Annotated in this window: 16 protein-coding genes; 13 read left to right on the top strand and 3 right to left on the bottom strand. The window is 26.4% G+C overall.

From position 1 onward, the window contains the following. The first annotated feature begins 13 nt into the window (after positions 1-13). From MCRO_RS03790 to hinT, 3 genes are read left to right on the top strand one after another with little or no spacing between them, the layout of a single operon-like run. Positions 14-2,182, top strand: a complete 2,169-nt coding sequence (locus MCRO_RS03790; RefSeq protein ID WP_013054769.1) for a HinT-interacting membrane complex protein P80 — start codon at positions 14-16, stop codon at positions 2,180-2,182. 8 nt (positions 2,183-2,190) lie between these two features. Continuing rightward, a complete protein-coding gene (locus MCRO_RS03785; protein WP_013054144.1) occupies positions 2,191-3,435 on the top strand; it encodes a HinT-interacting membrane complex lipoprotein P60 in 1,245 nt (414 codons plus the stop codon). A gap of 1 nt (position 3,436) precedes the next feature. After that, positions 3,437-3,757: a histidine triad protein HinT gene (gene hinT, locus MCRO_RS03780; protein ID WP_013054145.1), complete on the top strand. Its 321-nt coding sequence runs from the start codon at positions 3,437-3,439 to the stop codon at positions 3,755-3,757. Positions 3,758-3,847: 90 nt separating this feature from the next. On the opposite strand, the gene MCRO_RS03775 is transcribed toward hinT, so the two are convergent. Then, positions 3,848-4,147 (bottom strand): thioredoxin family protein, encoded by a 300-nt coding sequence (locus MCRO_RS03775; protein WP_013054366.1) that lies wholly within the window; start codon positions 4,145-4,147, stop codon positions 3,848-3,850. Positions 4,148-4,333: 186 nt separating this feature from the next. On the opposite strand from MCRO_RS03775, the gene MCRO_RS03770 reads away from it, so the two are divergent. The 3 genes from MCRO_RS03770 to MCRO_RS03760 are packed head-to-tail and all read left to right on the top strand — an operon-like array spanning position 4,334 to position 5,710. Beyond that, entirely contained in the window at positions 4,334-4,807 is a 474-nt protein-coding gene (locus tag MCRO_RS03770) for a hypothetical protein (protein WP_041594087.1), read from the top strand. Beyond that, entirely contained in the window at positions 4,807-5,316 is a 510-nt protein-coding gene (locus tag MCRO_RS03765; RefSeq protein WP_049757060.1) for a DUF4231 domain-containing protein, read from the top strand. The genes MCRO_RS03770 and MCRO_RS03765 overlap by 1 nt, the downstream gene beginning before the upstream one ends. Continuing rightward, entirely contained in the window at positions 5,309-5,710 is a 402-nt protein-coding gene (locus tag MCRO_RS03760; protein ID WP_013054188.1) for a hypothetical protein, read from the top strand. Before MCRO_RS03765 ends, MCRO_RS03760 begins: the two co-directional genes overlap by 8 nt. Before the next feature lie 120 nt (positions 5,711-5,830). On the opposite strand, the gene ffh is transcribed toward MCRO_RS03760, so the two are convergent. Both ffh and MCRO_RS03750 read right to left on the bottom strand, forming a co-directional pair. Next, on the bottom strand, positions 5,831-7,177 hold the full coding sequence (gene ffh / locus MCRO_RS03755; RefSeq protein WP_013054790.1) for a signal recognition particle protein: 1,347 nt from the start codon (positions 7,175-7,177) through the stop codon (positions 5,831-5,833). 170 nt (positions 7,178-7,347) lie between these two features. After that, on the bottom strand, positions 7,348-7,584 hold the full coding sequence (locus MCRO_RS03750) for a YdbC family protein (protein WP_013054527.1): 237 nt from the start codon (positions 7,582-7,584) through the stop codon (positions 7,348-7,350). 284 nt (positions 7,585-7,868) lie between these two features. On the opposite strand from MCRO_RS03750, the gene MCRO_RS03740 reads away from it, so the two are divergent. The 7 genes from MCRO_RS03740 (at position 7,869) to rsmI (ending at position 14,283) form a co-directional block, all read left to right on the top strand. Next, a complete protein-coding gene (locus MCRO_RS03740) occupies positions 7,869-8,864 on the top strand; it encodes a YwaF family protein (RefSeq protein WP_013054696.1) in 996 nt (331 codons plus the stop codon). A gap of 234 nt (positions 8,865-9,098) precedes the next feature. Then, complete coding sequence (gene dnaX / locus MCRO_RS04005) at positions 9,099-11,129, top strand: DNA polymerase III subunit gamma/tau (protein WP_013054457.1); 2,031 nt, start codon at positions 9,099-9,101, stop codon at positions 11,127-11,129. 21 nt (positions 11,130-11,150) lie between these two features. Then, positions 11,151-11,426 carry a YbaB/EbfC family nucleoid-associated protein gene (locus tag MCRO_RS03730; RefSeq protein WP_337998352.1) on the top strand — a complete coding sequence of 92 codons (276 nt, stop codon included), beginning with the start codon at positions 11,151-11,153 and terminating at the stop codon, positions 11,424-11,426. A 1-nt stretch (position 11,427) separates the two neighbouring features. Then, positions 11,428-12,009, top strand: coding sequence for a toprim domain-containing protein (locus tag MCRO_RS03725; RefSeq protein ID WP_013054585.1), 582 nt, complete (start codon positions 11,428-11,430; stop codon positions 12,007-12,009). A 1-nt stretch (position 12,010) separates the two neighbouring features. Beyond that, the gene (tmk, locus tag MCRO_RS03720) at positions 12,011-12,673 is read left to right on the top strand and encodes a dTMP kinase (protein ID WP_013054367.1); all 663 of its coding nucleotides are present in this window, start codon (positions 12,011-12,013) and stop codon (positions 12,671-12,673) included. Continuing rightward, the gene (locus MCRO_RS03715; protein ID WP_013054327.1) at positions 12,654-13,577 is read left to right on the top strand and encodes a DNA polymerase III delta subunit-related protein; all 924 of its coding nucleotides are present in this window, start codon (positions 12,654-12,656) and stop codon (positions 13,575-13,577) included. The genes tmk and MCRO_RS03715 overlap by 20 nt, the downstream gene beginning before the upstream one ends. After that, the gene (rsmI, locus tag MCRO_RS03710; RefSeq protein WP_013054270.1) at positions 13,570-14,283 is read left to right on the top strand and encodes a 16S rRNA (cytidine(1402)-2'-O)-methyltransferase; all 714 of its coding nucleotides are present in this window, start codon (positions 13,570-13,572) and stop codon (positions 14,281-14,283) included. Before MCRO_RS03715 ends, rsmI begins: the two co-directional genes overlap by 8 nt. Positions 14,284-14,376: the final 93 nt, after the last annotated feature.

Below are 14,376 nucleotides of genomic sequence, written 5' to 3'. Positions count from 1 at the left end.
AACGAGGTTAAAGATGGCGAAACAACGTAAATCATTTTTTGAAAAATTAACTGAATTAAATACTTCTCATGAAGAGAGTAAAAAAGTAAAAAGTATCAAGAAAAAAAAGAATTTTAAAATCTGAATAACATTAGGTGCTTTAGCTGTGGTTGTAGCATCTGCTATTACCATTCCACTAGTTATTAACACAACAAAAGTAAACTATAAACCTGCAAGAGCTAATGATCAAAAAGTTTTAGAGTTCATCAATGATAAAGGTGAGAAAGTTTCAATAAATGTTGAGCAATTAACAAATGATTTAAAATCAGGTGACACTAAGATCAAAGAAAAAAATGAAGAGCTATATAAAAAAGCCATTTTTTATCTTTATGAACAAGAACAAAAAGCTTCTGTTAAGTTCCAAAGAATTTGAAACTTCTCAAGAGAAATAGGTGAACAAGAAAACAATAATATTGCACTTAAATCAATAGAAGAAGTAAGAAAAGCTCAAAAAGATAAATTGAATGATGTTAAAAGAACCACACAAAATAATTATGGTTTCGAAAATTGAGAAAAACAATTCACTACACAATTGGCTTCAGAAGAATATGGTAAAAGCACAAGTGAAGAAGAAGCTATAGAATTCTTGGTTTTCAAAGAAATTGAACACAATGCACTTAGATCATTCCAATTGGAAAATGCAAATGATACTTTATTTAAAACTAAAAAAGACATAAATAGAGTAGCAAGTGCGGATATTTTTGAAGTGGACTCTGACGGAAATAAAGTTCTTGATAAATCTAAAAATCCGATTATAATCGTTAAAAAAGGTGATAAGTCATTTAAGGAATTTGTTAAAGAAAAAAATTATTTTGAAGTAAAAGATTCTGAAAAAATTATTACTCTTAAAACAAGAAGTTTTATTCCACAAAAATGAAATGTTGATCCTTTTATTGATGACTTTCTAAAAAATAATACACCTTATGTTTCGAGTCTATTTACAATTCCGGGTGTTCCACCGACATTATTAAGCACACCTTGAACAGTAGATAAAGATAAGTATATTAACCTTGCTTTATATTCTATTGTTGATAATAAAGTTGTTTTAAACGGCTCATTGATTTCTAAATTTAAAAATATTGAAGATTATGTTTTAGAACCAAATGATGAAAAAAATAAAGATAAAGCATTATATGAAAATTATTTAAATGCTCTTTCTTCTGACCCGGATGAACTTAAAAAGAACTTGGGCTCATCAGGAGTAACGAGTTTAACTCAATTATTCAAAAATGATAACGCTTCATTGGCTATGGCAATGGTAAATGATTTATTTGAAACTAATACACACAAATTACCAGAAGTTGATTTAGAAACTTTATTTAAAGAGAACTATAATACTTCAACATTTGCAAAAATCGCTGCATTATTAGCGGAAACAAAAACAATTGAGACGGAATATACATCTGCAACAGAAGAAACTAAAAAAGCAGAAGCTTTAAATAAGTTGTCAGATAAAACAAAAGAAATTAATACAATTATTAAAACATATTTAACTCAAATAAAATCTGATGAATTTAACACTACAATTGGTGAAAATTATAAAAACACATTTGTAAAAACACACAAAAATGAAGAATATTTATCGTTTGCGTATAATGTAAAAGGTGCACCAGGTGTAAAAGCAATTATTACTCAGGGCGGAATCTCATTATTAACTTATAAAAAAGTAGATACAAAAGAAAAATTCATGAAGTTATTAAAAAGTGATTTAGTTAATTTATCGGAATCAAAACCAGATTACTTTAAAACTCTTCAAATTCTTAATGCATCATTAACAAGTAAAAATTCAATCATTGATTTTACGCTTCAAGATTCAGGTTTTGATAGTTATTTAAAAACTCAAACAAATATTTTTTCTGAAGATAAAAAACAAAAATACAATGATCAAGATTTAAATAATTTAAAGAATTCAGCAAGTTCAATAAGAGTTGGTGAGTTAAGATTAGATGCTTACAATGCTCTTGAAAAATCACTTGCTTGAATTAAGGGATTAATCAATACAAAAACATCTTTCAACTTCCAATATAAAGATGGAAAATACTATATTGACTATGATAAGGCTGGAACAACATCAGCACTTTCTACAAATACAGCTAAAGAAGAAATTCTAAAAAGAATTCTTGCTGAATTCAAAATAAAATAGGAGATAAAATGAAAAGAAAATTATTAATATTATCTACACTTTCAACAAGTGTTATAGCTCCTATTGCTTTTACAATTTCGTGTGGCAAAAACCAAGATTCGTCCGATTTAATTAAACAAGATGAATTATTTAAAGGAGCTAATGTTAAAGTTGTTGCTGAAAAAATTTGAACTGAAAAAACTTTGGCATCACTTTATAATATAAAAGCTCCAACACTAAATGATGAGTTCCTAAATAAAGAATCTCAATATTACAAAGATGCATATCAAGCATTCAAAACATTTTCTGAATTTAGTGTTGGTCTTGATGAGTTGTTCTACATGAAACAATTATCAACTTGATCGTCACAAGGTATTTTTACAGCTGATGAAGCAAATAAATTAGCTTCAATAACAAAAGGACAGCCTACAGAAGAACAATTTAATATCATTTACAAAAATAAGGCAACAGGATTTTCAATAGACTTAAATAAATTACTTTTAGTTAATAAATATTTTGACATAAAAGATGATAAATCTCTTTTAAAGATTCATCCTGATTATGCCAAGAATAAGCCAAATTATGATACAAATCAATATAATTTAATTGCCTATGCAATGTCGAAAAACTTTGTTCAAAAATGAGAATATGTTTCTAAAGAAGTTACTGATTTATTTTCTGAAAAAACAAAAACTATCAATAAAATTTCTGATTTTACAAAGTTACTTTCTAAAACTTATGAACAATCAGTTGTAGCAAATGAACAATTATTATTTACTGAAAATAAAGAAACAGAATTAAAATTAGGTGGATATGTTGGGCTTGTAGCTGATGGAATTAATGCTTATGGACTTGATGTTGACATGGATAAATTAAAGAACGCAACAAAAGGTTTCTTATACGGATTTTATTCAAATAATGATGATAAATCATTAGTTCATCTAAAAACAAATTCTGAGGATTTTGAAAAATCTATCCCTTTATACAATGTTAAAAACAAAGATCTTTCAGTTACTTATTTAAATCTTATTTTACCTATTGGTAAAGAAGTTGAAGAAAAAGATAAAGATGGAAAAGTGACGGGTAAAAGTAAAGTTTTATCATTTGATAACACGATTTACAAAGACCACTTAACAAAACTTTCGTTTAGTTTTGTACTTGCAGATAAAAACGTTTTTGATGTTGCTAAAAGTGCTTTCATTAAATTAGGTTATAAATTGCAAGTAGATGATCCAATCTTAAAAGAAACATTGAAAGGTTCTGATTTAATTTAATATGGCAGACAATGTATTTCAAAAAATAATTAATAAAGAAATTCCCGCTGAAATCCTTTATGAAGATGATAAAGTAGTTGCTTTCCTTGATGCATTTCCTGAACAACCAGGACACTTCTTGGTAGTGCCAAAAGAAAGTGCAAAAAATTTACTAGAAAATAGTGATGAAATAATATCATATGCTTTAATAAAAGCAAGAGAACTCGCTAAGAAACATGTAGTTGATAAAGGTATTGGATCATTTAAGTTAATTATTAATACGGGTTCAAAAGCTGGACAAACCGTATTTCATACGCACATTCACATAATTCCTTATAAATAACAAAATTATATTTATAATGAACTTAAATTATTTATTTATAAAAAAAGTTGGTTAAGCCAACTTTTATTTTTTAGGTTATTTGAATTAAATTTATTTTTTTAATTCTGCTGCTAATTGTTCATATGGACGGTATCCCATAAATTGTTTCAAAACAACACCATCTTTATAAACAAATGTTGCAGGTATTGATGAAACACCCATTTCTGCTGCAAAAGCTTTATCTTCATCAATGTTTACTCTATAAACATCAACACCATCTTTTGAGCTTAATTCATCTAGTGACCCTTTGTACATACGGCAAGGTCCACATCATGAAGCATAGAAAACTAATAATTTAGTTCCAGATTCTAATCCTTTTCCAAGTGTATCTTTTTTTACATCGTGTAACATACTTATCTCCTTTCAAGTATTTTTTATAGTATTATTATAGCAAAAAATATAAAAACAAAAGATTTTTTGCAAAAAAAATAACTTTTTAGAAATAGAATACTTTTGTAAAGTTTTTTTAAAAAACCAAATCAATAAGCTTTCTTACAAAAAATTTTTAAAATTTTACTTTTGTAATAAAATTCATTTATGAATAAAATTATTTTAGAATTACAAAAGAAAATAACAAGAGACAAGTTAGCATTGAAAATTTATTCATTTCTTGATAAATTTATGGGTATAGCAATAACTGTCTTAAACTTAGCAATTATCGCTATTGCAATTTTTGCTCTTGTTAGATTAACAGGCATCATTAATGAACTTAATGATAAAAAGTGATATACAAATACTTCACTATTTCTAATTATGTTTTTAACTATCATAATTATTTTTCAATTTTTCTTAACTATATTTTTAGAAATATATAAGAGAAATATGAAGGATACAAGATATTTAAGAATCAAAAACTCTATTGAAAATTTATATATAAAGTATGTATATGGATACATGAGTGATGAAGAAATGTATAAATGTATTGATAATTTGTATGTTGCATTAAATAAAAAAGACAAGTATGTTGTTATGAGTGTAATTAAATCACATCTTAGAAACGAGGAGAAATAATGATTAATAAGTCAGGTTTAAACTTATTTCAAAGTTATCAAAAACAAGTTAAAAAATCATTAATTTTTTATGGAGTGTTTTATTATATTTTAAACTTAATAACAATTTTTTCTGCTTTGTTTACAGGGCTTTTAGCAACGTGATTTTTAGCTGGTGCTTCAAAATTTTATCCCGAAGGATCGATCAATCCATATATAACAGCATTAAATGACAATAGTAATTATGTAATTTTGCTTTCTATAATTAACGCTTGTTTAGCACTGTTGTCAGGTTTAATTTCTTTCTTCTCTATAAATAAAAAGTTTACAGAATATAAAGAAAAAAATATGAAACTTAAAATAGAATACATGCTTTTTATATCGGGAGATGTTCATTATAAAGAACTAAGTGAAGGTGAAAAAGAATATAGATTATATAGAAGAGCGATTTCGATAGTAAATACTGATAGATTTAGAAGTGAAAGTATTTTGAATAACAAAATTATTTTGGAGGATAAAGACGATGATTAATAGTGAAGAAAAAGTAAATGTTCTAACAAGAAACATTGACGAAGAAGTAAATTCAATATATAAAAAAGCGAAATTAAAATATATGAAGGTTAGAATAATTTTCGTTACACTTTCATTAATTTCTCTACTTATTTCTGCTTTGAGTATTATCTTAAACTTATTCGCCATTAGATTTAATATATATCCAATACAATTAATGAAACTTTTTGTATCTATTTCAGTTATAACAGTAGTTGTTACTTTTATTGTTTCAATTCAATCGTTTTTTAACATTTCTAATGCCAAAAAAGTTCTTGAACTCGAAATTATTAAGAACCACGAAACAATTGAAATGATAAAAGAAAATGAAGATATTTCAAAAGAAGACTTTGATGATAGAATAACAAGAATTTAATCCAACAAATTTTAATAGTTATATAAATCCATATTTATAATAATATGGATTTTTTTATACTTGTGTTAATAAAAAAACTTATTTAACTTGCGTATAGTTAAATAAGTTTAATTATAGCGATTAGAATAACCCACCAAAACCACCAAGACCACCACCGTTTTTCATCTTGGTTGACATCTCATTCATTTTTTTAGACATCAATTCAAACTCGGAAATCAGCTTATTGTATTCTTGAGCACTTCTACCACTTCCAGTCATTATTCTATTTTTTCTAGAAGCTTGTTTTAGAAGTTTAGGATTCTTTCTTTCTTCTTTGGTCATAGAAGAAATAAGTATTTCAAAAAGAGCCATTTTTTCTTCAGCTTTATCTATTTGCTCATCATTAATTTTATTGGCTAATCCACCAGGCATCATTTTAAGTAATTTTGAGAACTTACCAAGCTTTTTAATTTGTCTAAGTTGTTCCATTAAATCATCAAGTGTAAAGTTTCCAGAAAACATTTTGTTAATCATTTTACCGGCTTGTTTTTCATCGATAACATCACTAGCTTTTTCTATCAGTGAAAGCACATCACCCATTCCCAAAATTCTATCAGCCATTCTATCAGGATAAAATAAATCAAGGTTAGAAACTTTTTCACCAGTTCCTATAAATCTAATTGGAAGATTTAAAACTTGTCTAATCGATAGAGCTGCACCACCTCTTGCATCGGAATCTAATTTTGTGATTATACTTCCTGTAAGTTTCAGGTTAGAGTGAAATGTTTCAGCAACATTAATAATATCTTGACCACTTAACGCATCTGAAACAAAAAGAATTTCATCTGGTTTTGCTATTTTTTTGATATTTTGAAGTTCTTGCATTAATTTTTCATCAATAGATAAACGACCAGCTGTATCAATAATTATTAAATCATTTTTATTCTTGTAAGCTTCATCAAGTGCATTTTTAACAATATTTTCTGCTGTATTGTTTGTTCCTTCTTGATAATAATCAACTTGAATTGATTTTGCTAAAGTAACTAATTGGTCTACGGCTGCAGGACGATAAATATCAGCAGCAACAACTAAAGGTTTTTCAATATTGTGCTTTTTCTTAAAGTAATACGATAATTTTGCAACTGCCGTTGTTTTACCAGAACCTTGAAGTCCACACATCATTATAATGTATGGTTTTTTTTCAATTTTGAGTTCAACAACTTTACCACCAAGTACCTTAATTAATTCTTCATGAACAATTTTTATAAATTGTTGAGAAGGATTTAATTTTCCAACCAAATTTGATTCAAGAGCCTTTGCTTTAACGTTGCTTATAAAATCCTTAACTACTCTTAAATTAACGTCAGCTTCCAAAAGTGACATCTTAATTTCTCTAATAACTTCAATTAAGTCTTCTTCTTTTAAGACTGTTTTTTTAGACATTTTTGCTAATGCCTTACTCATTCTTTTTTCTAAAAAATCTAACATATTTATATTATACAAGTAAAACATAAATAAAATTTGAGTTATAAAAAAAACTTACCACGCTTAAAATAAGTAAAATATTATTTTTACATTTGGCATGATTTCTTTTGTTTGTCTACTCGTTTGTTTAAGTTAGTATAAAAAAAGCTTAAACATATATTAAGCTTTTAATATTATTTTTTTACCAATGAAATTAGTTTATCCATTTCTTCTTTTGATAAGGCAACTCCCTTACCCATTTTAGAATGGTCATCGTTTCAGTCTCTAATATCATACTTAGGTTCTAAACCATTTCAACTAACTAAGTTTAATTCTTTAGTTCACCCTTTGTTTGAAACTGATATTTTACCTAATTCTTCAACAATTTCATATTTGATTTCAGGTATGTTATTATTTTTTTTGATAGCCATTGTGCTCCTTACAAGATGATTAAGTATTTATACTTATCTATTATATAATTATCTATAAAATATATAAAATAAATAAGGAATTATTTTTTTCCTTTATAATATACATTATTCATATATAACGAAAGGCAAACATGCGTAGAATCGTAAGAGAAAAAAATAAAGAAAAAGCTCTTAAAAGAGCACACAAATTATCTTTAGAACTTGCTAGAGACAAAAGAAGAGCTGAAAAACAAAGCACAAAATAAAATTGCTTGTCTTCAGCTTTTTTATATTATAATTTTTCCATGAACAAATCGCAATTTTACTTTTTAGAAAAAGGTTTCTTTTCATGGACGGGAAACCACTATACATTCCATGATATTACTTCACAAGTCATTTTTCATGGATTCTCAATAATTTGCTTTATTGCATTTTTCCTACTTTGACTCTTTAAAAGAGAGATTACAAAATCATATCAAGTAAAAAATTCTTTTTTAAAAAGAAATGAATCACTTGTTTTTCAAGTTATAGGTTTTGCAATTTTACTTTTTATTATATTAAGAATATCCATGCTCATTTCAAGAAGTTACCCTAATATGTGAGAAATAGTTCCCTTACATTTATGTAGATTAACACTATTTTTATTAGCTATATTTCTAATAATTAAAAAAACAGAATACTTTAAATATGTTGCTATAGTTCAAGTTGGTGGAGCTATGATAGCTCTATTAATTCCTGATATGCGTTTTGCATATACATTTACCGAAAGTGCTATTTTTAATGGACAAGCATATAATGCTGGTCAAAAAATTTTCTTCTCAGTAGGATGAGACAACTTCTTTTTTATGGACTATTTACTTGCACATGGTTTCGCAATATTAGTTCCTCTTATATTCTTTATATTGAAACCAACAGTAATAACAAAAAAAGATACAGTTTTATCATTTACCTTTTTTGGAACTATTCTAGTAACTGTTTTCTTTATTAATTGAACTAGTTATACCTTTGCTACTAGTCCTGTTTGAAAATCTAATTACTTTTATGTTGGTAAGGATGATGTAAATAATTTATCTAACTTATTTGGAGTACTAAGCCATTGACCATTTAATGTATTTACATTTACTTTATTTGGTGCTATTTATTTATTGAGTGGCACTGGAGTTTATTTACTTCAAGATTCTGTTTATTTTGCAAAAGATAATGGGAAATGAGTTTTTAGAATTCAAAAATCAAAAGCTTGATTAGCATATAAAGAAACTTTGAAAGTTTTCAACAAAACAACCAAACAAGTTGAACGCTAGTGCGTTCTTTTATTTATTGCAAATCAAAAAAATACTTAATTCGAAAAATACATATCTTGATAAAACTAGCTTTTATTTATTTGAAAAATACAAGATCCTTTTTAAATAAAATTTTTAGTCTAAAAATTATCTTTTTTCTAGTCCTAATTAAGTATTTTGCATTTATGATTTTTTAACTTTATTTTAGAATATATAAGTTAATAATTTAAAATAGTAATAATGGTTAGGAGGAATATGAGTTATCAAGCATTATATAGAAAATATAGACCAACTACCTTTGATGAAGTTAAGGGTCAAGAACATATTGTTGTTACTTTGAAAAATATAATTTCAAGCCGTAAAATAGGGCACGCTTATATATTTAGTGGTCCAAGAGGTGTTGGTAAAACATCGGTTGCAAGAATATTTGCTAATGTTTTAAATTGCATGCATCAAGAAGATTTAACTAAAGCATGTCCGGATTGTTATAGACTAATAAAAAGTAATATTGATGTTATTGAAATGGATGCAGCTTCAAATAATGGAGTTGATGAAATAAGAGATTTAAAAGAAAAGGTTGAGTTATTACCCACCTATGGACGTTATAAAATTTACATAATTGATGAGGTTCACATGCTTTCAAAAGGTGCTTTTAACGCTTTATTAAAAACACTGGAAGAACCACCTGCACATGCAATTTTTATTTTAGCCACAACCGATCCTCAAAAAATTCCATTGACTATTTTGTCTAGATCTCAAAGGTTTAATTTTAGAAGAATTGCTACTAATGTTCTATCAAAAACCTTAGAAGAAGTTCTTAGTTCAGAAGCTATAGAATTTGAAAAAAATGCTCTTCAATATATAGCAAGATTAGCTTCAGGCGGATTAAGAGATGCACTTTCAATAGCTGATCAAGCGGCTGCTTATGGTTTGGGTAAAATAAGATTAATTGATATTATGTATTCATTTGGATTAACGTCAAATGAAAATTTAATTAAGATTATTAACTATTCATTTAAAAATCAACCCAAGGAATTAATTAATTTATTTAACGAAATTAAAGATGCAGGAATTGATCCTATCCAATTTATTCAAGGATTAATTGGAATTATTAAAGATTGAATTATTTTTCAAAAAACTAGAGAGACTTCTTTATTGGAAACTTGTGATGAAGGCGAGATAAATAATCTTGCTTTAAATAATGATTATGCACTTGAATATATTAATAATTTATATTCTTTACTTAAAGAGGTTCAAAAATCCACATCTCCCTATCAACTAATCGAATATGGATTAATAAAGAACATCAACTTGAAGGCGGAAGTTCCAAAAATTCCTTTTGAAATATATCAAAATGAGATAAAAAATCAGCAACGTATTTTAGAACAAAACCAACCTAAAATTGTTGAACAAAATGTTCCTAATGAAGCTCTTAAAACCGAATTGGCAGAGGAAGTAATAAAAATGAAAGACCAACAACAAAAAGATAAAAATATTGAGCAACCATTATTCAAAAATAACCAATCAGAATTTATGAAATCCATTAATGAAGCAATCAATATGACTAATGAGATAACAATAAACAATAATGAATTAAATGCTCAAGAAGAAGATTTAGAACAAGATCTATTTACAAAAGGTTTTAAATTCGAATCAGTAACTGATGATAATCAAATAATTACAACACAAGAAATAAGTCTTGAAGAAGAACTTAAAAATAGTTCATTAACTGGAAAAAATACATCTGAGTTTTCGATGACTTTTACAAAAGAAAATCCGCTTAACGAACAAGAAGAAAAATTAGAAGAATTTATTGATATTTATGATACTGATCAAATATTAAATGCACTAGTTCAGTCAAGACAATCTATTATTTCTAAATATGAAAAATATAATGAAATTGCTTCTTTTTCAGCAAATTCACACTTGAATTTAAAAGAACAAATTAAATTATTAAGCAATCTAAAATTATTGTGTGCTAGCGACAACTTTTTATTGGTATACACCGATAATGATGTAAAATTAAACACAATAAAAAATAAAAGAAATACAAAATGAATACAAGATTATTTTGTTGAATTTTATGGTTCAATGAAAAGTATAATCCCAGTTTCGAAAGAAGCATACAAGCAAGCAGTTGAAAAATTTAAAAAATCAAACAAAGATGAATTAAAGAAAAATATTAAACAAATTGAACTACCAAACATAGAAGGTGGATCAAACAATGAAGAAGAAGATTTATTGAAGAAAATCTTTGGAAGCAATGCAACATTTATAAAGAAATAAGGAGAAATTATGAGCATGGAAATGATGAAACAACTAAGAAAAATGCAAGATGAATTAGGCAAAAAACAAAAAGAGTTAGAAAAGAAAGAATTTGTAATTGAAAAACAAGGTGTTAAAGTTACAATTTTAGGAAGTAAAGTAATTAAATCAATCAAAATTGACGAAGCTTTAGTTGATCCTGAAGACATAGAATTACTTGAAGATTTAATTGTTTTAGCGATTAATGAAGCAGTGGAAAAAGTAGGAGAAGAAGAAGATGCACTAATGCCTAATATGCCTGGTGGTCTTCCTTTCTAAGATGGAAAATAACCCAATTAATAATTTAATTAGTTTAGTTAAGAATATAGATACCGTCTCAAAAAGACAAGCTGAAAAAATAGTTAGTTGGATAATCAATTGTCCGAAAGAACAAATCAATGAATTAGTAAGCGCTATTAATTTAGTTAAAACAAATATTAACAAGTGTTCAATTTGTACAAATTTAACAACTAACGAAGTGTGTGAAATTTGTACAAGTGAAGATAGAGATAATATATTAATGGTTGTTGAAAACTTTAACAACATAAAAAAAATTGAAGAAAATGAAATATTTAATGGAAAATATTTTGTGTTCAGTGAACTAATTAAGCCGAAAAAAACAAGTCAAGACATTGAAAAGAAGGCTGAGGAACTAGCTCAATTTTCAGCTAACTTTGATGAAGTAATTCTTGCGATAAGTCCAACACTTGAAGGTGAAATAACCAACGAGTTTTTAAGGAAATATTTGAAAAACAGAAAAATTAATGTAAGCTCAATTTCAATTGGTATTCCGGTTGGAGCAAATATTGATTATATTGATAGTATTTCACTAAAACAATCAATAATAAATAGAAGGAAGTAACATGTTTATAACATTTGAAGGTTTAGATGGAAGTGGTAAAACAACAGTTATTGAAAAAGTAACTGAATTATTACATAAAAAATTTCCAGAACTAAAATACATATTAACTCGTGAACCGGGTGGTAAAGATATAGTTGAAGCAGAAAGAATAAGAGAAATTATTCTAGATAAATCATCAAAAATTTCTCCTGTAACTGAAGCACTTTTATATTCTGCAAGCAGAAGAATTCATCTTGAACATGTTATATGACCTTCATTAAAAGAAAAAAAGCTTGTTCTATGTGACAGATTTATTGATAGTTTTTATGCATATCAAGGATATGCAAGAGAACTTGGAATTGACTTTGCTACGTCACTAACTGAACTAATTATTGACAATACAATTCCCGATTTAACAATCTTTTTTGATATTAACCCAGCTGATTCGAAAAAGAGAAGATTAGCTAATAGGTTAGTTCACGATAGAATGGATGATGAAACCGAAATATTTCATAATAAAGTTTATGATGGTTATTTAAAAATAATCGACAAAGATAAAAACAACCGCTTTATCATTGTCGATGCTTCAAAAAGTTTTGATGAAGTAGTTGAGCAAGTTATTCAAAAGTTAATGGAAAATGAAAAATTTTTGAGGTATTTAAAAGATGTTAAGCTTAAATGTTAAAAAAATAATTGATAACATTTTTTTAAACAAAAAATTATCACATTGCTATCTATTCAATTTAATAAATCATACTGAAGATCAAGAAGTTCTTCACTATTTTATTTCTAAAATAGAAGGTGATGATGTAGATTTAAAAAACACTCAAAACATCTATACTATAGAAGCTTTGGACAAAAAAACAATTAAAAAAGAAGACATTCTAGAAGCTTTTAAAAACATTGATTCAACAAGCCAATTTGATAATAAGAAAAAAATTATCATAATACAAAATGTAGATTTAGCAACACTAAATGGTATAAATTCTATCCTTAAAATTATAGAAGAGCCAATACAAAATAGTTTGATTTTATTAACAACCTCAAATATTTCAAGGGTATTGCCAACAATAAAATCACGTTCTTTCTTAATTAATGTTTTTGCGTCGTCAAACAAAAAAGATGCATATGATTTATTTTTTAATTTAACAAAATCAAAAAGATATTCATTAATGTTATGCGAAACATTTGATAATCAAGAACAAGCTAAAGAATTACTTGATGATAAAACAAAAGAGCTTGCTCTAAGTTTAATTGTTGCTTTGGAAAAGTCTTGAAAAAATAAGTATCAACTTTATACTTATTTGAGTTCAAATTTAACGATTGAAAAAAAAGAATTTTCATATTTTTTATTAAAATCACTTGCATATTTTTTTAGATTAATATTGCTTTCATCACCTAACCCTGAGGAGCTAAGATTAATTTCAAAAATAACAAAAAAGAACTTTGAAATTCCAAAGAATACAATTAATAATTTAAACACATTTATTTATGACGTAAATAATTTTATTATTAACGTTGAAGCAAACACATCATTTGCTCTTCAAAAAGAAATTTTATTATCAAAGTTAATGGAGTACTATGGCTAAAATTTATATAGTAGGAACACCAATTGGAAACCTTGAAGATATTACCTTAAGAGCTTTAAAAGTTTTAAGGATGGTTGAAGTTGTTGCTTGTGAAGATACAAGAGTTACGATGAAATTGTTAAATCATTTCGAAATAACTAATAAAAAATTAATAACTTATAATAACTTCAATGAGCAAAATGGCTCGAGAGGAATACTAAAATTAGTAAAAGATAATAACCTTAATGTTGCTTTAGTTTCTGATGCAGGAATGCCTGTGGTTTCAGATCCTGGGTTTGAACTTATAAAACAAGCGATTGAAAACGATATTGAAATTGAATTAGTTCCTGGTGTTAGTGCGAGCATAAGTGCATTTGTACTTTCATCATTTAGCAATAATTTTACATTTCATGGTTTTATAAAAGACAAAAACATTCAACGTGCAAATTACTTAAAAACCCTTGATTTTGGTGCTCACATTTTCTTTGTTTCTCCTCACAAGTTGTTATCAACATTAGAAACAATTTATGAAGTCTTTAAAGATGATTGTGAACTGTTTCTAGGTAAAGAATTAACAAAAATGCATGAAGAACATTTTCGTGGTAAACCTTCTAAAATTATTGAATTATTCAAATCAAATGAAAATGTCAAAGGTGAATTCACAATGGTATTAAACTTGATAAAGAAAAAAGAAATTAAGGTATCGAAATATTCAAAAGTTAAATAATTATTAAAAAACGAGTTATTGTAGTCTCGTTTTTTCTTTGCAATAATTTTGAATTATTTGCAAAGAAAAAATAATGAATCAAAAAAACTTGAC

The organism is Mycoplasma crocodyli MP145, from assembly GCF_000025845.1.
Lineage (GTDB): Bacteria > Bacillota_I > Bacilli_A > Mycoplasmatales > Metamycoplasmataceae > Mycoplasmopsis > Mycoplasmopsis crocodyli.
This window is presented reverse-complemented; position numbering and strand designations above follow the sequence as displayed.